Origin of the sequence: Azohydromonas aeria, assembly GCF_009760915.1 — a bacterium.
Classification (GTDB): Bacteria; Pseudomonadota; Gammaproteobacteria; order Burkholderiales; family Burkholderiaceae_C; genus Azohydromonas; species Azohydromonas aeria.
Window position 1 is genome coordinate 1 of the sequence record NZ_VIDQ01000040.1, and the last position, 21,934, is coordinate 21,934.

Annotated in this window: 19 protein-coding genes and 1 rRNA gene; 13 read left to right on the top strand and 7 right to left on the bottom strand. The window is 72.2% G+C overall.

Annotation, left to right across the window (positions count from 1 at the left end; all coding sequences use genetic code 11):
• Window positions 1-101 (top strand): 5S ribosomal RNA (gene rrf / locus FJ694_RS21335); the annotation flags it as partial.
• A gap of 141 nt (window positions 102-242) precedes the next feature.
• Entirely contained in the window at window positions 243-1,550 is a 1,308-nt protein-coding gene (locus FJ694_RS21340; RefSeq protein ID WP_232540153.1) for a M16 family metallopeptidase, read from the top strand.
• Window positions 1,551-1,581: 31 nt separating this feature from the next.
• Here the strand turns inward: FJ694_RS21340 and FJ694_RS21345 are convergent, their stop codons facing one another.
• The gene (locus FJ694_RS21345; protein ID WP_157269341.1) at window positions 1,582-2,478 is read right to left on the bottom strand and encodes a transglutaminase-like domain-containing protein; all 897 of its coding nucleotides are present in this window, start codon (window positions 2,476-2,478) and stop codon (window positions 1,582-1,584) included.
• Between the two features lie 127 nt (window positions 2,479-2,605).
• On the bottom strand, window positions 2,606-4,306 hold the full coding sequence (locus FJ694_RS37190) for a mechanosensitive ion channel family protein (protein WP_157269342.1): 1,701 nt from the start codon (window positions 4,304-4,306) through the stop codon (window positions 2,606-2,608).
• A 272-nt stretch (window positions 4,307-4,578) separates the two neighbouring features.
• Here FJ694_RS37190 and FJ694_RS21355 point away from each other — a divergent pair, with 272 nt between their 5' ends.
• The 3 genes from FJ694_RS21355 to sugE all read left to right on the top strand — a co-directional run bounded on the left by FJ694_RS21355 (window position 4,579) and on the right by sugE (window position 7,338).
• Window positions 4,579-6,294: a pyrroloquinoline quinone-dependent dehydrogenase gene (locus FJ694_RS21355; RefSeq protein ID WP_157269343.1), complete on the top strand. Its 1,716-nt coding sequence runs from the start codon at window positions 4,579-4,581 to the stop codon at window positions 6,292-6,294.
• Between the two features lie 179 nt (window positions 6,295-6,473).
• Window positions 6,474-6,848, top strand: coding sequence for a c-type cytochrome (locus FJ694_RS21360; protein ID WP_157269344.1), 375 nt, complete (start codon window positions 6,474-6,476; stop codon window positions 6,846-6,848).
• Between the two features lie 169 nt (window positions 6,849-7,017).
• Window positions 7,018-7,338, top strand: a complete 321-nt coding sequence (gene sugE / locus FJ694_RS21365) for a quaternary ammonium compound efflux SMR transporter SugE (RefSeq protein WP_157269345.1) — start codon at window positions 7,018-7,020, stop codon at window positions 7,336-7,338.
• Window positions 7,339-7,396: 58 nt separating this feature from the next.
• Here the strand turns inward: sugE and FJ694_RS21370 are convergent, their stop codons facing one another.
• The 5 genes from FJ694_RS21370 to FJ694_RS21390 all read right to left on the bottom strand — a co-directional run bounded on the left by FJ694_RS21370 (window position 7,397) and on the right by FJ694_RS21390 (window position 12,421).
• Window positions 7,397-8,170, bottom strand: coding sequence for a lipoyl protein ligase domain-containing protein (locus FJ694_RS21370; RefSeq protein ID WP_157269346.1), 774 nt, complete (start codon window positions 8,168-8,170; stop codon window positions 7,397-7,399).
• Window positions 8,157-9,281, bottom strand: a complete 1,125-nt coding sequence (locus tag FJ694_RS21375) for an acetoin dehydrogenase dihydrolipoyllysine-residue acetyltransferase subunit (protein ID WP_157269347.1) — start codon at window positions 9,279-9,281, stop codon at window positions 8,157-8,159. Before FJ694_RS21375 ends, FJ694_RS21370 begins: the two co-directional genes overlap by 14 nt.
• Window positions 9,281-10,297 (bottom strand): alpha-ketoacid dehydrogenase subunit beta, encoded by a 1,017-nt coding sequence (locus FJ694_RS21380; protein WP_157269348.1) that lies wholly within the window; start codon window positions 10,295-10,297, stop codon window positions 9,281-9,283. Before FJ694_RS21380 ends, FJ694_RS21375 begins: the two co-directional genes overlap by 1 nt.
• A 63-nt stretch (window positions 10,298-10,360) precedes the next feature.
• Complete coding sequence (locus FJ694_RS21385; protein ID WP_157269349.1) at window positions 10,361-11,347, bottom strand: thiamine pyrophosphate-dependent dehydrogenase E1 component subunit alpha; 987 nt, start codon at window positions 11,345-11,347, stop codon at window positions 10,361-10,363.
• A 15-nt stretch (window positions 11,348-11,362) separates the two neighbouring features.
• Window positions 11,363-12,421, bottom strand: a complete 1,059-nt coding sequence (locus FJ694_RS21390) for an ATP-NAD kinase family protein (RefSeq protein WP_157269350.1) — start codon at window positions 12,419-12,421, stop codon at window positions 11,363-11,365.
• A 392-nt stretch (window positions 12,422-12,813) separates the two neighbouring features.
• Here FJ694_RS21390 and FJ694_RS21395 point away from each other — a divergent pair, with 392 nt between their 5' ends.
• The 8 genes from FJ694_RS21395 (at window position 12,814) to FJ694_RS21430 (ending at window position 21,920) form a co-directional block, all read left to right on the top strand.
• Window positions 12,814-14,847 carry a sigma-54-dependent Fis family transcriptional regulator gene (locus FJ694_RS21395; RefSeq protein WP_157269351.1) on the top strand — a complete coding sequence of 678 codons (2,034 nt, stop codon included), beginning with the start codon at window positions 12,814-12,816 and terminating at the stop codon, window positions 14,845-14,847.
• 239 nt (window positions 14,848-15,086) lie between these two features.
• A complete protein-coding gene (locus FJ694_RS21400) occupies window positions 15,087-15,788 on the top strand; it encodes a response regulator (RefSeq protein WP_157269352.1) in 702 nt (233 codons plus the stop codon).
• A 39-nt stretch (window positions 15,789-15,827) separates the two neighbouring features.
• Window positions 15,828-17,660, top strand: coding sequence for an ATP-binding protein (locus FJ694_RS21405; RefSeq protein ID WP_157269353.1), 1,833 nt, complete (start codon window positions 15,828-15,830; stop codon window positions 17,658-17,660).
• 90 nt (window positions 17,661-17,750) lie between these two features.
• Entirely contained in the window at window positions 17,751-18,767 is a 1,017-nt protein-coding gene (gene tssA / locus FJ694_RS21410) for a type VI secretion system protein TssA (RefSeq protein WP_157269354.1), read from the top strand.
• 12 nt (window positions 18,768-18,779) lie between these two features.
• Window positions 18,780-19,286: a type VI secretion system contractile sheath small subunit gene (tssB, locus tag FJ694_RS21415; RefSeq protein ID WP_157269355.1), complete on the top strand. Its 507-nt coding sequence runs from the start codon at window positions 18,780-18,782 to the stop codon at window positions 19,284-19,286.
• A gap of 22 nt (window positions 19,287-19,308) precedes the next feature.
• Window positions 19,309-20,805 (top strand): type VI secretion system contractile sheath large subunit, encoded by a 1,497-nt coding sequence (gene tssC, locus FJ694_RS21420; protein WP_157269356.1) that lies wholly within the window; start codon window positions 19,309-19,311, stop codon window positions 20,803-20,805.
• 109 nt (window positions 20,806-20,914) lie between these two features.
• Window positions 20,915-21,403: an Hcp family type VI secretion system effector gene (locus FJ694_RS21425; RefSeq protein WP_157269357.1), complete on the top strand. Its 489-nt coding sequence runs from the start codon at window positions 20,915-20,917 to the stop codon at window positions 21,401-21,403.
• Window position 21,404: 1 nt separating this feature from the next.
• Window positions 21,405-21,920 carry an Hcp family type VI secretion system effector gene (locus tag FJ694_RS21430; protein ID WP_157269358.1) on the top strand — a complete coding sequence of 172 codons (516 nt, stop codon included), beginning with the start codon at window positions 21,405-21,407 and terminating at the stop codon, window positions 21,918-21,920.
• Window positions 21,921-21,934 lie beyond the last annotated feature (14 nt).

Consider the following 21,934-nt stretch of genomic DNA (forward strand, 5'->3'; position numbering starts at 1 on the left):
AGCGAGGTGGTCCCACCCCTTCCCATCCCGAACAGGACCGTGAAACACCTCAGCGCCGATGATAGTGCGGATTCCCGTGTGAAAGTAGGACATCGTCAGGCTAATATCCCGGCAAACGCCCCGACCAGAATATGGTCGGGGCGTTTTGCTTTGTGCGTTTGATAATGGGTTTCGTGCGTCCGGAATGCCGCTGCAATGGCCCGCGCCCGGGCGCGCCGCGCGCCAGCCGCGACAATGGCCGGGTGAATCAACCTGCAGACATTTCCCAAGCCTTGCGCGCCGCCACGGCGCCCGTGCTCACCACCCTGGACAACGGCGTGCGCGTCGTCACCGTGCCGCTGCCGCACCTGCGCAGTGCCAGCGTGGCGGTGTTCGTGCGCACCGGCTCGCGCAATGAGTCCTCGAAGCTCGGCGGCCTCTCCCACTTCCTGGAGCACATGGCCTTCAAGGGCACGGCCACGCGCGACGTGCAGGCCATCAACCTCGACGCCGAGCGCATCGGCGCCGACATGAACGCCTGGACCTCCAAGGACACCACCGTCTACTACCTCAACGGCCTGGGCCGCGACGCGCCGCGCATGCTCGACATGCTGGCCGACGTGGTGCTGCACAGCACCTTCCCCGAGGCCGAGATCGAGCACGAGCGCGAGGTGGTGCTGCAGGAGCTCACCGAGTACGAGGAGGACCCGCAGTCGGTCGTGTCGCAGCTGCTCGACGTGGCCGCCTACGGCAAGCAGCCGCTGGCGCGGCCGATCATCGGCACGCGCCGCCACGTCGAGCGCATCACGCGCGACGACCTGGTGGCCTACGTCGGCCGCCACTACGCCGGCGCCAACCTCGTCATCGCCGCCGGCGGCGACGTGCGGCCGGCGCAGGTGGAAGCCCTCGCGGAGAAGCTCTTCGGCGCCGTGCCGCGCGGCGAGGCCAACGGCGCCGAGGCGGTGGCGCACCTGGGCGGGCTGCAGTCGCGCCGGCGCCCGGGCATCTCGCAGGTCTATTCCTCCATCGGGCTGCCGCTGCCCAGCCAAACGCAGGGCGCGCGCGCGCACCAGGCCGGGCTGGTGGCGGCCACGCTCTTCGGCGGCGGCATGAGCGCGCCGCTGGTGGACGAGGTGCGCGAGCGCCGCGGCCTGGCCTACCACGTGGCGGCCGAGGCCGAGACCAGCGACGTGCATGGGCTGATGGTCATCGACGCCATCACCCAGCCCGACAAGCTCATGGAGTACCTGCGCGCCGTGGGCGCCCTGCTGCGGGCGCAGGCCGAGGGCATCGACGCGCAGCAGCTGGAGCGGGCGAGGAACCAGCTGCTGGTGCAGGCGGTGCACAAGCAGGAGCGGCCCTTCAGCGCCATCGAGGCCGCCGCCGAGCAGCTGTTCGTGCACGGGCGGCTGATCGGAGCCGATGAAGCCGTGGCGCAGATCGAGGCCGTCACGGCCGAGGACGTGCGCGCGGTGTTCGAGGCCATGCTGCAGGCCACCCCGGCCGTCGGCCTGACCAGCCGCGGGGCGGTGGGCGAGGTGATGGCGGCGCTGGAGGCGGGGCGGGGCTGAGCCGGCCGCGCCGACTCAGCGCCTCAGTGCTTTACAGCCAGCGCGGCAACCCGTCGTCGGTGGACAGCGCGTCGGTGCAATGCACCGGCCGGACCAGGCCGGCCTGCGCATCGGCCAGGGCCTCGATGTGCAGCAGCGGCGCGGGCGCGGGCGACTGCACCGCGCCGAAGATGGTGGCGAAGGCCACGTCGGCCGCGTCGCGGCCCGTGCCCAGGCGCACGAAGCCCATCGGGATGGCGGTGCCGGAGGGGTCGAACAGGTACCAGCGGTCGCCCAGGAACACTTCGACGTAGGCGTGGAAGTCGGTCGGGCCCAGGGCCGGGTCGGCGCCGTAGTCGATGCCGGTGGCGAAGCGCGCCGGCAGGTTCAGCGCGCGGCACAGCGCGATCATCAGGTGCGCGAAGTCGCGGCACACGCCCACGCGCTCGATGAGCGTGTCCACCGCGGAGGTGGTGGAGTCGGAGCTGCTGGAGCGGAAGGTGACGTGCCGGTGCACCCAGTCGCGCACCGCCTGCACCCGCGCGTAGCCCGGCGCCAGCGTGCCGAACTCCGTGTAGGCCAGGCGCAGCAGCCGGTCGGACTGGCAGTAGCGGCTCGGGTACAGGTAGGGCAGCACGTGCGCGGGCAGCCGCGCCACCGGCACCTCGGCCACGTCCTGCGGCCGCGCGGCATGGTGGGCGATGTCCACGGTCGCCTCGTAGCGCAGGCGCAGCGGCCCGGGGCCGGCATGCAGGCGCAGGTAGCGGCTGCCGTTGAACGGGTCGGTCCGCACCTCGTGCGAGAGTTCCGGCAGCAGCCACAGCGCTTCCGCGCGCACTTGCTGGCAGCGGGTCTGGGCGGCGTGGACGTTGAAGACGAAGTCGCACGCGCTCGACAGCACGTGGTAGTTCAGTTCAAGGGCGAACTGCAGCCGGACGGTAGGATTCAAGGCGGGCAGACAGGTGGCCGGAAGGCCGCCGGGCGGCGGGACCGGAGCCGGCCCCCTGGCGGGGGCCTTGGAAGCGGGGCGCCACTGTAGCAGGCGCCCCGGTACAAGCCCTGATTGGCAGGGGCTCTCAGCTCGTCGTGCTCGCCTCCCGCGCCCGCGCCCGCGCCGGCTGCACCGCGGCGCGCGGCGGCACCTTGGCCTCGGCCGGGTCGCCCAGGTAGTGCGGCGACATGATCTGCACGCCGCGCTCGGCGAACACGTCCTGGATGTGCGCGTGCAGCGCATCGAGCACCTCCGCGCGCGGGCGCGGCGCGGCCGGGATGGCCTGGCACACCAGCCGGTACTCGGGATAGAAGTCGCTGAGCGCGGTCTGGAACACGCGCGGCGCGGGCTCGCGCAGCACGCCTTCCGTGCGCCGCGCCGCCTCCAGCAGCATCGCCTCGACCTCGCGCCAGGGCGTGTCGTAGCCGATGGTCACGGTGGTGTCGAGGATGAAGCCGGGGCCGCGCACGGTGCGCGAGTAGTTGCGCGTGACGTTGCCCAGGATCAGCGCGTTGGGCACCGTCAGCTCCTCGCCCAGCCCGGTGCGGATGCGCGTGGTGAACAGCCCCGTGTCGGTGACGGTGCCCTCGTGCTCGGCCACGCGCACGTACTCGCCGCGGCGCAGCACGCGGCTGTAGGCCAGGATCAGGCCGCTGGCGCCCTGGCCGACCAGGCTCGACGCGCCCAGCGACAGCATCAGCCCCAGCAGCACCGACAGGCCCTTGAAGGCCTCGGTCTGCGAGCCGGGCAGGTACGGGTAGGCCATGGCCAGCGCGAACAGCCAGATCAGCGTGTTGGACAGCCGCGCCGTGGCGTCGGCCAGCTCCGGGTCGAGCCAGCCCAGGCGGATCTGGCCGCTGCGCACGCGCGCGAAGAAGGCGCGGCACAGCTGCGTGGCCCAGCGCGCCAGCACGAACATCAGCAGCGCCGTGAGCAGCCCCGGCAGCGCGGCGGCGATGCCGCCCAGCAGCTCAGCCAGCACCGCCAGCAGCCGCTCGTTGAGTTGCTCGCCCCAGCGCCGCGTGTAGGGGAACTGCGCCAGCACCACGCTCAGCCAGGCGTAGCCGATGAGCCCGCCCAGCGCCAGCGTGAGCCCGCGCAGCAGCGCCGGCACGGCCTGCGCCAGCCGCTCGCGCAGCAGCAGCGCCGCGCCGTGCAGCGGCAGCCGCGACGCCTGCCGGGCGGTCCAGCGCAGCGCGCGGGCCTGCGCCCGCCGGCCCAGGCGCGCCAGGCCGAAGCCCAGCACCAGCGCCACGCCGCTGGCCGCCGCCGACCGGCCGGCCGACTCCGCCATCGCGCGCACGTCGCGGCTCTCGCGCCGCTCGGCCAGCGCCCGCTCCAGCGCGGCGGCGGCCTGGCGCACCAGCGGCGCCTCGCCGGGCGGCTGCAGCGGGTCGGTGTCGGCATCGAGCACGGCGAAGCAGAAGGCGCCGTCGATGTACACGCCCTGTCCGCCCGCCACCGGCCACACCGTCACCGCCAGCGGGCCGCCGGCCGCCAGCTGGCGCGCGATGCGCGCGCGCGCGCGCTCCACGCGCTCCTGCGGCGCGACGCCGCCGAGCATGGCGCGCAGCAGCACGACGTCGCGGTTCATCACCCGCAGCAGCGCCGGCTCGGCGCCGGGCAGGGCGTCGCGCGCCGGCGCGGAGATCGCCGCCGGTGCGACGCCCTGGGCCGCAGCGCCCGGCACCGGGCCGAGCACGAGCAGCGCGAGCCACAGCAGCGGCAGCAGCAGGCGCACCAGCGCCGGGCCGTCAGCCCGGCGCGGGAAGGACAGGCGGTTCATGGCACCTCCGGTATTTCTTCTGGGGGAGCCGGCGCGCCGCCGTCGGGTGCGCGCGCATCGGCCCCGCCCGCAACGGTAACCGAGCCCCGTGCCTGCGACAGCTGTCGCGCTGCGACGGCGCACGGCTGCAACACCTGTCGCGCCGCGCGCGCCCGCCGTCCCCGCCGCTCGGGCGCGGCGCCGTGGCACGGAAGCTGCGGACGGGCCTCCCCAGGCGGCCGTGACGATGCCGCCCGCGATCGCCGAGATCCACACCTTCCAGGAGACGAGCCATGAACGAGACGACGGCGCGCCCGCAGCGGCGCTGGCATCACGCGGGGGCGGCGCTGTGCGCCGCGGGACTGTTGGGCCTGGCCCTGGGCGCCGGCGCCCAGGGCACGGCGCCCCTCGTCGCCCCGGGCAGCGGCCCCGGCTTCGACGATCCGCACAACTGGCCGCAGTACCACCGCAGCCACAACGCCTGGCGCTTCAGCCCGCTGCAACAGATCAACAAGGCCAACGTCAAGCGGCTGAAGGTGGCCTGGGTGCACCAGCCGGGCGTGATCACGCACGGGCTGCAGGCCACGCCGATCGTGCAGGACGGGGTGCTCTACTACATCGCCGCCGACAACAACGTCTTCGCCGTGGACGCCGCCAGCGGCAAGACCCTCTGGCGCCACGCCCCGAAGCTCGACCCGATCGTGAAGGAGGTGTTCTACGGCTCGGCCAGCCGTGGCGTGACCGTCGGGCGCGGGAAGGTCTTCATCGGCACGCTGGACGGGCGCTTCATGGCGCTGGACCAGAAGACGGGCAAGGAGCTGTGGTCCACGCAGCTCAGCGACCTGAAGAACGAGTACGGCGCGCTGTTCTCCTCGCCGCCGCAGCTCGCGGGCAACATCCTCTTCGGCGGCACCACCGGCGGCGACCAGCCCACCATCGGCAAGATATACGCGGTCAACGCCGACACCGGCGAGCGCGCCTGGACCTTCGAGGTGCCGCGCGACGACCCGCAAAGCTGGCCCGGCGACAGCCGCAGCAAGGGCGGCGGCTCGGCCTGGCTGCCCGGCACCTGGGACCCCACGACCGACACCATCTACATCGGCACCAGCAACGCCGCGCCGGACTTCAACCGCGACGACCGCATGGGCGACAACCTCTATACCGCCACGCTGCTGGCGCTGGACCCGAAGACGGGCAAGGTGAAATGGCACCGCCAGGAGGTGCCCAACGACACCTGGGACTTCGATGCCGCCTACGAGGCGCTGCTGGTGCCCGACGGCCGGGGCAAGCAGGCGCTGGTGCACCTCAACAAGAACGGCTTCGTGTACGTGATGGACAAGGACGACGGTTCCATCCGCAACGTCTGGCAGTACACCGAGAACATGAACTGGGCCAAGGGCGTGGACCCGAAGACCGGCCTGCCCATCGACCCGGTGCACCCGGAGACCGGCAAGCAGAAGCTGCACTGCCCGAACCTGCTGGGCGCGCGCAGCTGGAACCATGGCGCCTACAGCCCGAAGACGAAGCTCTGGTACTCGCACGGCATGGAGGTGTGCAACACCGTGACGAGCGCGAAGCAGGGCGAGGTGCCGGGCATCGGCATGCTGTCGCTGGGCCTGTCGGAGATCACGCTGGTCGATCCTCCGGGCAAGAAGGCTGACGGCTGGCTGGGCGCCTTCGACCCGCTCACGGGCCGGCAGGCCTGGAAGGTGCGCTTCGAGCTGCCGCCGCTGAGTTCGGCGCTGGCCACCGCCGGCGGGCTGGTCTTCACCGGCGACATGCAGGGCAGGCTCTACGCCTTCGACGCCGACACCGGCAAGGAGCTGTGGAGCTTCAACGCCGGCTCCGGCGTGCGCGGCGGGCCGGTCAGCTATGCCGTGGGCGGCAAGCAGTACGTCGTGATCCCGACCGGGCTGGGCTCGCACGCGCCGGGCTTCCTCACCGGCGCCTTCCCGCAGATCCGCAACCTGCCCGGCGGGGCGGCGCTGATGGCGTTTGCGGTGGAGTGAGGGCGATTCGCCGTGACAACGAGCGGCTGGCCGAAGCCGGTAGGAGGCCCGCTTGCGGGCCGAATTCCTGGCTGCCGTCGTGTGGTTCGGCCCGCAAGCGGGCCTCCTACCGGCCGTCCTGGACCAGGCATCGGTACGCCGCCACCTTTGCATTGCACCGTTCCAGCCAAGACAAGCCGATGAGCAAATCCACCTCCCCGACCCGCGCAATCCTGCCCGCCGTTGCCCTCGCAACCGCCGTTGCGCTACCCGCCACCGCCGCCGACGCGCCCCCCTTCGAGCTGACCGACCCGCAGCGCATCGCCGCCGGCAAGGCGCGCTTCGGTGCCACCTGCGCCGCCTACTGCCACGGCAGCGAGGGCGCGGGCGGGCGCGCACCCAGCTTCAAGGGCCGCGGCAGCGAGTTCGTGCCAGCCGCGGCGTTCCAGGTCATCACCGAGGGCCGGCGCGGCGCGGACATCATGCCGCCCTGGGGCAAGGCCTTCACGCCCGAGCAGATCTGGGAGCTGGTGGCCTACCTGAACTGGCTGGCGGCGCAGCCGGCGCCGCAGTGAGGCGCTGAAACGGCGGGCGTCGCGCACCGGGCACCCCTTCGGCCCAGGCGGACGCCGCGTCCGGCCTAGACTTCCCATCCCGCCGCGATGTAGCCGGCGGGCGCGAAGCCGGGACGACTCTGCTTCCGGTACTTCATCGGGGACGGCCCCGGCATCCTTGGGGAATCCGATGAGCTGGTTGCTCTTGATCGTGGCGGGCCTGTTCGAGGTCGTCTGGGCCGTGGGCCTGAAGTACAGCGCGGGCTTCACGCGCCTGTGGCCCTCCGTGGGCACCGGCGTGGCCTTCGTGCTCAGCATCGGGCTCCTGGGCTGGGCCCTGCGCGAGCTGCCCGTCGGCACGGCCTATGCCGTCTGGGTGGGCATCGGCGCCGTGGGCACGGCCCTTGTGGGCATGACGCTGCTGGGCGAGCCGGTGTCCCTGGCCCGGCTGGGCAGCCTGGCGCTGGTGGTCGCCGGCATCGTCGGGCTGAAGCTGTCGTCGGGCGCGTGAATGGCCGGGGACGGCCTGCGCCTCGACCCCGGTCCTGGCTACGGCGTCGGCGCAGCCCTCAGCAGGGGACCCGGCGCCCGGCCACGGCGCGGCCCAGCGCCTGCGCCAGCGACGCCGCCGACAGCGGCTGCCCGCCCTGGCCCATCGGCCGGGGCGCCACGGCCGGCACCAGGTTGGCCACGGCCTCCACGCTGTATTGCCGGTCGCTGCCCAGCCGGGCCTCGAAGGCGTTGGCGCGCTCGACCAGCCGCCGCAAGTCCGCCTCGACCAGCACGCAGGCATGCGCCAGCACCACGTGCTCCTGCGCGTTCACGCGCCGCCAGTACTGCGCCGTGCCCACGGCCTTGCGCCCGTCCAGCGCGAGGTTGAAGCGGCCGTCGCAGAACGAGCCTTCCACGGCCTGCGCCGAAGTCTCCAGCCCGAAGGTTTCGAACGCTGCCTGCAGCACGCCGCACAGGTGCAGGTAGACCGCCTCCATCGCGTCGCCCAGGCGCGAGCGCGTGCGCCACGCCAGGCTGAGGTTGACCATGCCCGGCCCCTGCGGCACCAGCCCGCCGCCGGAGCGGCGCACCGACACCGGCCAGCCCTGCGCCGCGAAGCGCTCGCACAGGGCATCGAAGCGCTCGAAGCGCCGGTAGGTGGGCGGCACCACCAGCGCGGGGCGGCATTCCCACACCGCGGCGCAGGCGCCGCCCTCGGCCGCGTGCTCCAGCAGCCGCTGCTCCAGGGCCAGGTCCGACTGCGGGACGCCGGCATCGGGCAGCAGGGTGAAGCACGGGCGCGGCGGCCCGCAGGCCGCCGCGCCGGGCAGGGTGGCGTCAGCCCCCGACATGCCGCCGCAGCAGCCGGTTGACGTCGCTGGCGCGCTCCATCTGCACCATGTGGCCGGCGCCCGGGAAACGCTCGACCGTGGCGCCCGGCGGCGCGTGGGCGGCATGCGCGGCCGGCACGATGCGGTCCTCCTCGCCCCAGACCACCAGCACCGGCGTGCCGCCGGCGCCCAGCTCCAGGCCCGGCCGCTCGGCCTGGCGCCCGTCCGGGAACAGCGCGCGGCTGAGCGACAGCAGCAGCGGCTCCACGCCGTCGAGGCGCTTGTACTTCAGCACGTCGTCCACCATCTGCCGGCTCACCAGCGAGGCGTCGGCAAACAGTTGCTCCAGCACCGGTTTCAGCTCGCGCCGCGACGCCGCCGTGGCGAAGCCCTCGGTGTAGCCGTGGTTGATGTCCTCGCCCAGGCCGGCCGGCGCGATCAGCGCCACCGAGGCCACGCGTGCCGGGTGCGAGCGCGCCAGCTGCGCCGCGATGGCGCCGCCCATCGAGTGGCCCACCGCATGCACCCGCTCCACGCCCAAGGCGTCGAGGAAGCGCGCCACGAAGCCGGCCAGCGCCGCCAGGCTCTCGCCCGGCAGCTTCACGTCGGACTGGCCGTGCCCGGGCAGGTCCAGCGCGATCACGGGCGCGGCTTCGGCCACCGCGTCGATGTTGAACAGCCAGTTGTCGAGGTCGCCGCCGAAGCCGTGGATGAACAGCACCGGCGTGGCGCTGCCGTCGGCATCACCCCGGCGCGCGTAGCGCACGCGCAGGCCGTCCACCTCCGTGAAGAGGTAGGCGGGCGCGGCGTCGGCGTCCTCGTCTTCCCCGGCCGAGGGCGTGACGTAGGCCGCCACGTAGGCGTCGATGTCGGCGTCGGCCACCTCGGCGGGCGCCATCACGCCCAGCAGCGCCTTGACCGGCAGCAGCTCGCCCTCCTGCGCCACCTTGCGCCGCAGCAGCCCGGGGTCGGGCGCCTCGACGGCGTTGGCGATCTTGTCGGTCTCGACCTCCAGGATCGGCATGCCGACCGTGATCTCGGTGCCTTCTTCCACCAGCCAGGACATGACGGTGCCTTCCTTCATCGACAGGCCCCACTTGGGCATGACGATGGGGGTGATGCCTGCTGCCATTACTGCTTGCCTCCCTTGAGCGTGCGACGCGCGGCGTCGGCGATGGCGGAAGCGCTGGGGATGTAGAGGTCCTCCAGCGTCGGCGAGAAGGGCACCGGCACGTGCGGCGGCGCCACCATCTCGATCTGCGCCTTCAGGGCCCTGAAGGCGTGCATGGCCACCTGCGCGGAGATGTCGGTGGCGATGTTGCAGCGCGGGCTGGCTTCGTCCACGCACACCAGGCGCCCGGTGCGCTCCACGCTCTCCAGCACCGTGTCCATGTCCAGCGGCGAGAGCGTGCGCAGGTCGATCACCTCGGCCTCGATGCCTTCCTTCGCCAGCGCGGCCGCGGCCTCCAGCGAGCGGTGCACCATCAGCCCGTAGGTGACGATGGAGACATGCTCGCCCTCGCGCACCACGTTGGCCTCGCCGAAGGGGATGGCGTAGGACGCTTCGGGCACCTCGCCTTCGAGCGCGTACAGGTTCTTGTGCTCGCAGAAAATGACCGGGTCGTTGTCGCGGATCGCCTGGATCAGCAGCCCCTTGGTGTCATAAGGGCTGCTCGGGCACACCACCTTCAGCCCGGGTATGTGCGTGAAGACGGGCGTGAGCATCTGCGAGTGCTGCGCCGCGGCGCGGAAGCCCGCGCCGACCATGGCGCGGATGACCACCGGCGTCTCGGCCTTGCCGCCGAACATGTACTTGAACTTGGCGGCCTGGTTGAAGATCTGGTCGAAGCACACGCCCATGAAGTCGATGAACATGAGCTCGGCGATCGGGCGCATGCCGCAGGAGGCGGCGCCGATCGCGGCGCCGACGTAGGCGCTCTCGGACAGCGGCGTGTCGAGCAGCCGGTCGCCGTACTTGGCGTACAGGCCCTTGGTCACGCCCAGGACGCCGCCCCAGGCGTCCTTCTCTCCTTCCGCGCCGGCGCCGCCGACGATGTCCTCGCCCATCATGATCACCGACGGGTCGCGCGCCATTTCCTGGTCGATGGCCTCGTTGACGGCCTGCTTGAGGGAAATCTTCCTCGCCATGTGGATGTCTCCTGGCTGTGTTTGAAGGGAGTTGTCGTTGCTGCTGCTTGAGCGGGTGCCGGCTCAGTACCTGACGTACACGTCGGTGAGCAGGTCGGCGGCGGTGGGTAGCGGCGCGGCCTTGGCCTGCGCCACGGCGTCCTCGATCAGGCCCAGCACCTCGTGGTCGATGGCGGTGAGCTCCTCGGCCGTGATGAGCCCCGCGCCGGTGACCTCGGCCGCGAACTTCTTGAGGCAGTCGCGGTTGTTGCGGATGTCATCGAGCTCGCCGGGGGCGCGGTAGGTCTGCGCGTCGCCCTCGAAGTGGCCGTAGAAGCGCACCATCTTGCATTCCAGCAGGGCCGGGCCGCCGCCGTCGCGGGCGCGCTTGATGATCTCGCCGGCGGCCTCGTGCACGGCGAAGAAGTCGGTGCCGTCCACCGTCACGCCGGGCATGCCGAAGCCCGCGGCGCGGTCCACGTAGCTGTCCACCGCGGTGCCGTAGTCGCGCGCGGTGGACTCGGCGTAGCCGTTGTTCTCGATGACGAAGATGGCCGGCAGGTTCCACACCGCCGCCAGGTTCAGGCTCTCCAGGAAGGTGCCCTGGTTGGAGGCGCCGTCGCCCACGAAGCTGATCGCCACCTCGCCGCTCTTGCGGTACTTGGCCGCCAGCGCCGCGCCGCACACCAGCGGCGCGCCCGCGCCCAGGATGCCGTTGGCGCCCATCATTCCCCGGGACAGGTCCGCGATGTGCATCGAGCCGCCCTTGCCGTTGCAGGAGCCGCCCTTGCGCCCGTAGATCTCCTTCATCATCGCCACCACGTCCACGCCCTTGGCGATGCAGTGGCCGTGGCCGCGGTGCGTGCTGGCGATGCGGTCGCCGTCGCCCAGGTGGCTCATGATCCCGACGGCGGTGGCCTCCTCGCCGGCGTACAGGTGCACGAAGCCGGGGATGTCGCCGCGGCCGAAGTCCACGTGCAGCCGCTCCTCGAACTCGCGGATGGTGCGCATGGTGCGGTAGCACTGCAGCAGCGCCTGCCGCTCCAGCGGGAAAGGATTCACGTCAGCCATGGTCTTGCCTCCTTGTCAAAGGTTGCTTGCGGAACGGTGGAACAGGCCGTGGACCGCCGCGAACTGCAGGCAGCGCTCCACGTCCACCGTGGGAAAGGCGTTCGCGCGCAGCGTCAGCCGCACGCGCTCGCCGGGATCGAAGGGCAGCTCGCGCTCGCCGTCCAGCGCCACGACGCCGCCGGCATGCTCCACGTCGAAGGGCTCGCCGGGCGCCATCGGCTCCCAGCCGGCGACGCGCACCTCGCGCAGCATCCCGGGCGCGATCGGCGCCTGCAGCGCCAGCCGCGCCGGGGCGCCCTCGGGTGCCAGCCGCACCGCCAGCCCGTGCGGCTCGCGCCGGCCCACGGGCTGCAGCAGCGCGCCGATGGCCGACAGCCCGATGGCGCAGGGGTCGGCGAAGGTCAGGTAGGCGGCGGCCAGCTGCCCGGTGCGCCACAGCGCGCGCGCGCCGATGCAGCGCTCGGTGGAGATCACCGCGTCCACCAGCGCGATGTCGCGCCGGCGCCCGTCGCCGATCTCCACCTCCAGCAGCTTGTTGCCCGCCAGCGCCTCTTCCGCCGGGACGCGGCCGGTGGCCAGCAGCGCCACGGCCATGGCCACCAGCGTGGGCTCGCGCAGCTCGGGAAAGGCGTTGTTGGTGCCGGTGGACAGGCCCGCGATGGGCACGTCCGCGCACTCGCGCACGACGGCGCGGTGCGTGCCGTCGCCGCCCAGCACGACGAGCGCGCGCACGCCGGCGGCGCGCATGCGCCGCGCGGCCTCGAAGGTGTCCTCCACCGTCGAGGTCACGGGCATGTCCAGGAACTCGACCGCCGGAAAGGCGTCGCCCTCGGGCCCGCCGCGCTGCAGGTGCCGCTGCAGCAGCGCGCGCAGGCCGGCCTTGTCGGGCATCAGCAGCACGCGGCCCACGCCCAGCGACTTCAGGGTGCTCAGCAGGCGCAGCACGATGCTCACGCGCTCGGCGATCTGCAGGTTGCTGGCGTTGGCCACGACGCGGCGGATGTCGCGCGCCGACACCGGGTTGGCGATGATCCCCACGCACACCTCGCTCGCTGCCGCCGCTTGCCTCGTCATTCGCTGGCCCTCTCGCATTCCGTTGACGCGGCACCAGACCGCAAGGGCCATGCCATCGCCGACAGGCCGGCGCCAGCGCCCGGCATCGGCCCTTCGCTCCCGGGGCGGGCCGGGGCGCCGCGCGCGGCGGCTGTCGCAGCGGGCCGGCGCGGCCTGCGACAGGTGTCGCACCCGGGCTGCGACAGGCGCCGCATGCCCTGGGCGATGTGTCGCTTCGGGATTGGGGTTATTGCGGTTTCCCCCCTTCGGGGGTGGGTTCGATGATGCGTGCCCGGCACACGCCGGACACCGGGCCCTCCACAGCCCCGTGCCCAAGCAGCACGGCCGCGGCGCGGCAGCAGCCACAGCAGTCACGGCGGCGGCAGCGCGGCGGCCGGCACGAGGAGACCGCCATGCCCGATGCCCTGACCCGCCACATCGACAACGTCATCGCCGTGGGCACCGGTGCGCTCACGGCGCCCGCGGCCGCGCGCGAATCGCTGTTCCACAAGTCCTGGGCGCGCTGCATGAGCCAGCACGGCCTGGACCCGACGCGGCCCACGCCGGCGCGCATCCTGCCCTCGGCGGCGGTGCGCGAGCACCGCCAGCGCATGGAAGGCTTCCTGCGCGTGGCGCGCTCCGGCATGGAGGACATGTACCGCCGCGTCGCCGACCTGGGCTACATGCTGCTGCTCACCGACAGCGACGGCATCGCCGTGGACTACATCGGCAACCCCGCCACCGAGCCGCAGCTCAAGCGCGCCGGGCTGTACGTGGGCGCCGACTGGAACGAGGCCCATGCCGGCACCTGCGGCGTGGGCACCTGCCTGATCGAGCGCACCACCATCACCTGCCACCGCGAGGAGCATTTCGATGCCACGCACATCGGCCTGACCTGCACCTCCGCGCCGCTGTACGCGCCCGGCGGCGAGCTGCTGGGCGTGCTCGACGTGTCGGCGCTGACCTCGCCCGACGCGCGCGACAGCCAGCACCTGGTCTGGCACCTGACCACGCTCTACGCGCAGATGATCGAGGACGCCAACTTCCTGCGCGCCTTCGCCGAGCGCTGGATCCTGCGCCTGGGCCGCGCCCATGGCCTGGTGGAGGTGGCCGGCGAGCTGATGCTGGCCTTCGACGAGGACGGCGTGATCGTGGGCGCCAACACCGGCGCGCGGCGCCAGTTCTGGCAGACGCTGGGCGGCGACCGCGCCGCGCCGGGGCTCATCGGCACGCCGCTGACGGACCTGCTCGACGTCAGCCCGCAGGCGCTGTGGAGCCTGGCGCGCGGCCACGGCGCGCCGGAGGTCGCCACGCGCTTCCCGCACCACGGCCAGCGCTTCTTCCCCAGCGTGGTCGCGCCGCGCACGCGCGCCGGCAGCGTGCTGCGCATGCCGCCGCCGCGGCTGCCGGCCGAGCCCGTCGCCGAGGCGCGGCCGCGCGGCGGCGCGCTGCAGCAGCTCGCCGGCGACGACCCGGCCATGCAGCGCCTCATCGACCACGGCACGCGGCTGGTGGACAGCGGCGTGGCGCTGCTGGTCCAGGGCGAGACCGGCGCCGGCAAGGAAGTGCTGGCCAAGGCGCTGCACGCGCAGAGCCGGCGCCGCGGCAAGCCGTTCGTGGCGGTGAACTGCGCTTCGATCCCCGAGTCGCTGATCGAGAGCGAGCTCTTCGGCTACACGCCGGGCACCTTCACCGGCGGGCGCAGCAAGGGCATGAAGGGGCTGATCGCGCAGTCCGACGGCGGCACGCTGTTCCTCGACGAGATCGGCGACATGCCGCTGCAGCTGCAGACGCGCTTCCTGCGCGTGCTCTCGGAGTCGGAGGTGCTGCCGCTGGGCGCGGACAAGCCGGTGCCGGTGCAGCTCAACGTCATCGCCGCGACGCACCGCGACCTGCGCGGCGCCATCGAGCGCGGCACCTTCCGCGAGGACCTGTACTACCGGCTGTGCGGCGCGGTGCTGCGGCTGCCGCCGCTGCGCGAGCGCCGCGACGTGGGCTACCTGATCGACACCGTGCTGGCCGAGGAGGCGCAGCGCCTGGGGCTGGTCGGCGCGCGGCTGACGCAAGAGGCGCTGCAGCGGCTGCTGGCGCACCGCTGGCCGGGCAACGTGCGCGAACTGCGCAACGCGCTGCGCTACGCGCTGGCGCTGGCCGGCAACGCGCCCGTCACGCCGGCGGAGCTGCCGGCGGAGATCGCCGCCGCGACGCCTGCCGCCGCCGCGCTGCCGCGCCCCGTGCCGCCTGCCGCCGCCGACGGCGACACCGGCGCCGCGGCAGCCGATGGCGATGCCGATGCCGGTGGCGATGCCGAGGCCCGGCAGCTGCTGCAGGTGCTGCGCCGGCACAAGTGGAACGTCAGCGCCAGCGCCAAGGCGCTCGACGTGTGCCGGGCCACCGTCTACCGGCAGATGAAACGCCACGGCATCACGCCGCCGAACCAGTTGTGAACGGCGCCGGCTGCGCGGCGGCCGCCACGGCCTGGCCCGAAAGGGGGAGGCCGCTTACCCGCGCCAGCGAGTCACCACCCCATTGCGGGGGCGTCCTTCATGCCGATGGCGTGCCCAAGGTCACGCACCACAATTCATGTGGCTTGTCAACGTTTCCCCGGCTGGCGCATCTCCCCGCGCCATGCATGGAAAACCGCGGCAGGTGCCGAATTTTTCCCGACTTACTCCTGGGGGAAGCTATGCACTGTGTCACCGAGTCGCCCTGGACCCACGCCCGTGCCGGCTATGCCGCCGCGCTCGTCGAAGAGCCCGTCACCCGCCGCGTGCTGCTGGTCGATGACCACGAGCTGATCCGCTGCGGCGTGCGCGCCCTGTACGCGGACATCGATGAAATCCACATCGAGTGGCTGGAAGCCGGCACGCTCGACGAGGCGCTGGAGGTGTATGCGCAGTCGCGGCCCGTCGACGCCGTGCTGCTGGACCTCAACCTCAACGACTGCAAGGGCCTGCAGGGCCTGCGCCGCTTCGCGCAAGTCCACCCGGGTGCGCGCGTGGCGGTGTTCAGCGGCACGCAGGACGAGTTCGTGGTGCGCCAGGCGCGCGCCCTGGGCGCCGCGGCCTGGGTGCACAAGGGCGCGCTGATGGCCGACATGCGTCGCACGCTGCGGGCGCTGCTCATGGCGCCGAGCGGACGCCGCGACGCAAGCCCGGCCGCGGCGGCGCTGTTCCCGCGCTGCGCCAATGCCGCGCTGGTCGATCGCGTCAGCGAGCTCGGCCCGCGCCACCTGGAGATCCTGGAGCTGGTGCTCTCGGGCTGCGCCAACCAGGAGATCAGCCAGTCCATGTCGCTGTCGCTGGGGACGGTCAAGAACTACGTCTCGGCGCTGCTGCTGGCGCTGGACGTGAAGTCGCGCGCGCACCTGATCACGCTGTTCCGCTGAAAGCGGCGGCCACGCACGGCTCGAAATCGGAAGCGGAGCATGGCTGCCGTCCTGCCCGCCGGGTTGCACCGCGGCGCCTATGTCGCGGTCAGCGACTGCTGCGGCGCCGATGCCGCGGCCCCGGCCTGGATCGAGCGCCGTGCGCGCCGGCGCCGGCTGCACGACCGGGCCCGCGCCGAGCTGCGGCAGGGCGCGCCGGTGGTGGTGGTGTCGGCCGGCACCGCGCTGGCCGCGGCGCTGCTGGCAGTGCCCTTCGACCCGCGGCTGTGGGTGTTCGTGCTCGTCGGCGCCGTGCTGTGGGCCGGCTGGACCGCGTGGGCCCTGGGCGACCCGCCGGGCGGCATGGCCGCGGGCTCCGTGTCGGCGGGCGGCCTGGCGCGGCGCATGACGGTGTCGCACGCCGCCTTCGCGGCCTGCACGGCGCTGTGCCTGCTGGCCCTGGGCCTGCTGGCCTGGTGGCCGATGGACGAGGTGCCGAGCCGGCTGCTGGGCCTGCTGCTGGCCGTGGTGGCGCTGAGCGCCGCCCATGCCCTGGCGCCACTGGGTCCGATGGCCTGGCTGGCGCTGCTGCCACCGTGGTCGGCGGCGCTGGCGCAGGCCTGGCACGCGCCGGCGTTGGCCGCACCCGCGCTGGCCGTGGCGGCGCTGCTCAGCGCCCTGCTGCGCGCGCTGACGGCGCGGCGCCGGCGGCGCTGGCGCCTGGCCGCCGAGGCGCAGCTGGCGCTGGAGGAGCAGCTGCGCGCCGTGTCGGCCGAGCGCGACCGGGCGCTGCGCGCCGATGCCGACAAGACCCGCTTCCTGGCCAACGCCAGCCACGACCTGCGCCAGCCCGTGCACGCCATCGGGCTGTTCGCCGCGACGCTGGAAAAGCGCCTGCGCGGCAGCGACGACGAGCCCTACGTGCGCAACGTGATCTGCTCCATCGACGCGCTGGAGCGCTCCTTCAACGCCATGCTCGACGTGACGCGGCTCGACGCCGGCACCGTCGAGCCCAGTCTGCAGCAGTTCCCGCTGTGCGACGTCTTCCGGCGGCTGTACATGCAGTTCGCCGGCCAGGCCGAGCTGCGCGGGCTGAGCCTGCGTTTCGCACCTGGCGGCAAGTCCGTCTGCAGCGACCCGCAGTTGCTGGAGCGGCTGCTGGCCAATCTGGTGCAGAACGCGCTCAAGTACACCGAGCGCGGCGGCGTGGTGGTGGTGGCGCGCACCACGGCCTCGCACGTCAACATCGAGGTCTGGGACACCGGCGTGGGCATCGGCGCGGCCGAGCTGCCGCGGGTGTTCGACGAGTTCTACCAGGTCGGGCGCAGCGAGCGCACGCGCATGCAGGGCCTGGGCATGGGGCTGGCGATCGTCAAGCGGCTGGCGCAGCTGCTGGAACTGCGCCTGAGCGTGGCCTCGCAGCCCGGGCGTGGCACGGTGTTCCGCGTGGGGGTGCCGCGCGGTCGCCACGGCGTGGTCGAGAACGCAGCCGTGCCCGCCGACACCCTGCCGCTTGCTGACGACGGCTCGCGCACGGTGCTGGTGATCGAGGACGAGGCCCCCATCCGTGAGGCGCTGGGCGCGCTGCTGCGCGAATGGGGCCATGCCGCGGTGGTGGCGGCCTCGGCGCAGGAGGCCGAGCAGGCGCAGCGTGCGCTGCGCGCGCCGCCGGACCTGATCGTGTCGGACCTGCACCTGGGCGAGGGTACCGACGGCATCGCGGCCATCGCCGCGGTGCGCCGCCACTGGGGCTGCGAGGTGCCGGCCGTGCTCGTCACGGGAGACACCTCGCACCAGGAGCTGCGCCGCGCCACCGACAGCGGCTACGAGGTGCTGGTCAAGCCGGTGCCCGCGCGCAAGCTGCTGGGCGTGCTGCGCGGGCTGGAGCGCTGAGTCCCGTAGCGGGTGACTTTCGCCACTGTGGTGCGCAACCACGGGCTCCGAGACTGGCTTCCAGCGCAACCAATGTGCCGGGACCGCCGCATGGCCGAGTTCGATCTGGAGAGCCTCAGCGCGCCGCTGGCCGGCGAGGCGCCGTGCGGCGCCAACCTCGAATACGAGCCGGCCTTCCTGGCGCTGCAGGAGGCCGGCGCGGGGCGGCCCGAGCAGCAGTACGGCGACACGCTCATCGCCGCCCGCGAGCCCGACTGGCCCGCCGTGCGCGATCAGGCGCTGGCGCTGTGCGCGCTCACCCGTGACCTGCGCCTGGCAGTGTGGCTTGTTCGCAGCGGCGCGCGGCTGCAAGGGCTGGCCGCGGCGGTGCAGGGGCTGGAACTGGTGCGGCTGCTGCTGGAGCGGCACTGGGAGCACGTGCACCCTCAGCTCGACGCCAGCGACGACGACGACCCCACTGCACGGCTCAACGCGTTGCTGCCTCTGCTGCACGCCGACGCTGGCTTGGCCGACCTGCGCGCCGCACGGCTGGGCAGCGCGCGCGTGGCGGTGAGCGTGCGCGACATCGAGCTGGCACTGGGCCGCGCCGAGCCACTGCCCGGCGAGCCAGTGCCCACCGAGGACGGCGTGCTGCAGGGCGTTGCGGCAGCGCTGGCCGCCACACCCGCGCTGCGCGGGCACATGCTCGCCGGCGAGGTTACGGTGCAGGGCCTGTCGCGTGCCATCGATTCTCGCCTGGGCGTGGCGCGCGCGCTGGATTTCAACCCGCTGCTGCGGCTCATGCACGTGGTCGCCCAGGCGGCGTGCCGCGTGCCGGCACCGCAAGCCGGCCCCGTCGCGCCGGCACGGGTTGCGGCGGATGAGGAGGCGCCCACGCCGCTTGCCGCAGCCGCCGCGCCCGGCGCCATCACCTCGCGTGAGGACGCCGTGCGCGCGCTGCAGCGCGTGTGCGACTGGCTGGAACAGCATGAGCCCAGCCATCCCGCGCCGCTGCTGATCCAGCGCGCGCTGCGGCTCATGAGCAAGAACTTCATCGAGATCATTCGCGACCTGGCGCCCGACGGCCTGGGTCAAGTTCAGAAGCTTGCCGGCAGCGGCAAGGAGTAGGAGCGCTCCACCATGGCCACCTCCAGCCAGAAGACCATCGCCCGCAACCGCGCTCCGCGTGTGCAGATCGAGTACGACGTGGAGCTGTACGGGGCGGAAAAGAAGATCCAGCTGCCCTTTGTGATGGGCGTGCTGTCGGACCTCTCGGGCAAGCCGGCCGAGCCGCTGCCGCCGGTGGCCGATCGCAAGTTCACCGACATCGACGTGGACAACTTCGATGCCTGCATGAAGTCCATGAAGCCGCGCGTGGCCTTCGCGGTGCCCAACACCCTCACCGGCGAAGGCAACCTGATGGTGGACCTCACCTTCGAGGGCATGGACGACTTCTCGCCCGCGGCCGTGGCGCGCCGAGTGGAGGGGCTGCGCCAGCTGCTGGAGGCGCGGCAGCAGCTCGCCAGCCTGCTGACCTACATGGACGGCAAGGCCGGGGCCGAGGCGCTGATGTCCCGGGTGGTCCAGGACGAGGCGCTGCTGAAGTCGCTGGCCGCCACGGCCAGGCCCGCCGACGAACAGGCTTGATGAGCTGAACGGGAGCACCGCCATGGCCGAGGAAAGCGTTGCGCAAACCACCGCCCTGCAGGGCGTCGAGTACGGTGGCGGCGAGTTCGCCGCGCTGCTGGACAAGGAGTTTCGCCCGAAGTCGGACGATGCGCGCTCCGCCGTCGAGACCGCGGTGCTGACGCTGGCGCAGCAGGCACTGGCCCATACCGCGCTGATCGGCACGGACGCGATCACGTCCATCGAAGCCATGATTGCCGAGCTCGACCGCAAGCTGTCGCAGCAGGTCAACGCCATCGTGCACCACGCCGACTTCCAGCAGATGGAGAGCGCCTGGCGCGGGCTGCACTACCTGGTCAACAACACCGAAACCGACGAGATGCTGAAGATCCGCGTCTTCAACATCTCCAAGCAGGAGCTGGGCAAGACGCTCAAGCGCTACAAGGGCACGGCCTGGGACCAGAGCCCGCTGTTCAAGCGCGTGTACGAGGAGGAGTACGGGCTGTTCGGTGGCGAGCCTTTCGGCTGCATGGTGGGCGACTACTATTTCGACCACAGCCCGCCGGACGTGGAGCTGCTCGGGGAGATGAGCAAGATCGCCGCGTCGGCCCACATGCCCTTCATCTCCGGCGCACGGCCCTCGGTGATGCAGATGGGCTCGTGGCAGGAGCTGGCCGATCCGCGCGATTTGAGCAAGAAGTTCACCATGCCCGAATACGCGCCGTGGCGCTCGCTGCGCGAGTCGGAAGACTCGCGCTACATCGGGCTGGCGATGCCGCGCTTTCTTGCGCGGCTGCCTTACGGCGCCAAGACCTGCCCGGTGGAGGAATTTGACTTCGAGGAGGAAACCGCCGGTGGCAGCCACGCCGCCTACACCTGGGCCAACTCGGCCTACGCCATGGCGGTCAACATCAACCGCTCGTTCAAGCTCTACGGCTGGTGCTCGCGCATCCGCGGCGTGGAGTCCGGCGGCGCGGTGGAGGGCCTGCCCACGCACACCTTTCCCACAGACGAGGGCGGCGTGGCGATGAAGTGCCCGACCGAGATCGCCATCAGCGACCGGCGCGAGGCCGAGCTGGCCAAGAACGGCTTCATGCCGCTGCTGCACCGCAAGAACTCGGACTTGGCGGCCTTCATCGGCGCGCAGTCGCTGCAAAAGCCCGCCGAGTACGACGACGCGGACGCCACGGCCAACGCCAACCTGGCTGCGCGGCTGCCGTACCTGTTCGCGTGCTGCCGCTTCGCGCACTACCTCAAGTGCATCGTGCGCGACAAGATCGGCTCGTTCAAGGAACGCGACGACATGCAGCGCTGGCTCAATCGCTGGATCATGAACTACGTGGACGGCGACCCGGCCAACTCCTCCGAGGAGGTCAAGGCGCGCAAGCCGTTGGCGGCCGCCCAGGTGGTGGTAGAGGAAGTGCCCGGCAACCCCGGCTACTACACCTCGAAGTTCTTCCTGCGGCCGCACTACCAGCTCGAAGGACTGACGGTGTCACTGCGACTCGTCTCCAAGCTGCCGTCGCAGAAGGAGAAGTGACCCGCGGGGAATCTGAGCGGGCAATCGAGGCACCGACGCGTCGCGTGTGCTTCGTCCGACGGCGTCGGAGCGGTGGACGGCGCGCAACCTGCAACGGGAGAACCCGACCATGGCCAGTGTGGACTACTTCCTCAAGATCGAGGGCGTCGACGGCGAGTCGAGCGACGACAAGCACAAGGGTGAGATCGAGCTTGAATCCTGGAGCTTCGGCAGCACCAATGCCGGTTCGTTCAGCAGCGGCGGCGGCGGCGGCTCGGGCAAGGTAGCGATGCAGGACTTCAACTTCGTCAAGCGCGTGGACAAGGCCTCGCCCAAGCTGTTCGCGTCGTGCTGCACCGGCGAGCATCTGAAGTCGGCCACGTTGGTGTGCCGCAAGGCCGGCGGCGAGCAGCAGGAGTTCCTCACTATCGTGCTCAGCCCGGTGCTGGTGAGCTCGTTCCAGACCAGCGGCGCGTCGGGCTCGGAGGTGATCCCGATGGACCAGGTGTCGCTGGACTTCGGCAAGATCGAGGTCAAGTACAAGGAGCAGAAGCCCGACGGCTCGCTCGGCGGCGAGGTCATCGGCGGCTGGGACGTGACCACCAACAAGAAGGTCTGAGATGTCCGCCGCGCCCGGCTCGCGTTCCGACGTGTTCCTGCACCTGCAGGCGCGGCGCGCCGGCAAGATCAGGGGAGAGAGTGCCACCGAGGGGCACGAGGGTGACATCGAGGTGCTGTCCTGGGACTGGGGCGTGAGCGCCAGCGCCGCACTGGGTGCGCTCGGTCCCGCGGAGCGTCGCGCGTACAAGCCGCTGGTGCTGCGCAAGTACGTCGATGCCGCCTCAACCGGGCTGCTCAACGCGCTGGTCACCAACGACGAGGTGCGCGAGGCGGTGCTGGCCATGCGCAAGGCCGGCGGCGAGGCGCTGGACTACTTCACCATGAGGCTTGGCGCCGCGCGGCTGGTGGCCGTGGACATCGAGGTCGATGCGCAGGGCCTGACGCTGGAGCGCGTCACGCTGACCTTCACCCGCATCGAGATCGAGTACCGGCGCCAGGAGGGCACGGGCCAGGGCGGCGGAGCCTTCACGTTCAGCGACGAGGTGCTCGGAGGCTGGCATGGCGGGCGAACGTGACTGCGCGAGGACCG

Excerpts from the sequence above, each read along its gene's own strand:
- FJ694_RS21405 (WP_157269353.1), top strand. The coding sequence starts at position 15,828 with ATGGCTGCCGTCCTGCCCGCCGGGTTGCACCGCGGCGCCTATGTCGCG.
- FJ694_RS21395 (WP_157269351.1), top strand. The coding sequence starts at position 12,814 with ATGCCCGATGCCCTGACCCGCCACATCGACAACGTCATCGCCGTGGGC.
- FJ694_RS21425 (WP_157269357.1), top strand. The coding sequence starts at position 20,915 with ATGGCCAGTGTGGACTACTTCCTCAAGATCGAGGGCGTCGACGGCGAG.
- FJ694_RS21380 (WP_157269348.1), bottom strand. The coding sequence starts at position 10,297 with ATGGCGAGGAAGATTTCCCTCAAGCAGGCCGTCAACGAGGCCATCGAC.
- FJ694_RS21390 (WP_157269350.1), bottom strand. The coding sequence starts at position 12,421 with ATGACGAGGCAAGCGGCGGCAGCGAGCGAGGTGTGCGTGGGGATCATC.
- sugE (WP_157269345.1), top strand. The coding sequence starts at position 7,018 with ATGAGCTGGTTGCTCTTGATCGTGGCGGGCCTGTTCGAGGTCGTCTGG.
- FJ694_RS21355 (WP_157269343.1), top strand. The coding sequence starts at position 4,579 with ATGAACGAGACGACGGCGCGCCCGCAGCGGCGCTGGCATCACGCGGGG.
- tssA (WP_157269354.1), top strand. The coding sequence starts at position 17,751 with ATGGCCGAGTTCGATCTGGAGAGCCTCAGCGCGCCGCTGGCCGGCGAG.
- tssC (WP_157269356.1), top strand. The coding sequence starts at position 19,309 with ATGGCCGAGGAAAGCGTTGCGCAAACCACCGCCCTGCAGGGCGTCGAG.
- FJ694_RS21360 (WP_157269344.1), top strand. The coding sequence starts at position 6,474 with ATGAGCAAATCCACCTCCCCGACCCGCGCAATCCTGCCCGCCGTTGCC.
- tssB (WP_157269355.1), top strand. The coding sequence starts at position 18,780 with ATGGCCACCTCCAGCCAGAAGACCATCGCCCGCAACCGCGCTCCGCGT.
- FJ694_RS21370 (WP_157269346.1), bottom strand. The coding sequence starts at position 8,170 with ATGTCGGGGGCTGACGCCACCCTGCCCGGCGCGGCGGCCTGCGGGCCG.
- FJ694_RS21375 (WP_157269347.1), bottom strand. The coding sequence starts at position 9,281 with ATGGCAGCAGGCATCACCCCCATCGTCATGCCCAAGTGGGGCCTGTCG.
- FJ694_RS21400 (WP_157269352.1), top strand. The coding sequence starts at position 15,087 with ATGCACTGTGTCACCGAGTCGCCCTGGACCCACGCCCGTGCCGGCTAT.
- FJ694_RS21430 (WP_157269358.1), top strand. The coding sequence starts at position 21,405 with ATGTCCGCCGCGCCCGGCTCGCGTTCCGACGTGTTCCTGCACCTGCAG.
- FJ694_RS37190 (WP_157269342.1), bottom strand. The coding sequence starts at position 4,306 with ATGAACCGCCTGTCCTTCCCGCGCCGGGCTGACGGCCCGGCGCTGGTG.
- FJ694_RS21385 (WP_157269349.1), bottom strand. The coding sequence starts at position 11,347 with ATGGCTGACGTGAATCCTTTCCCGCTGGAGCGGCAGGCGCTGCTGCAG.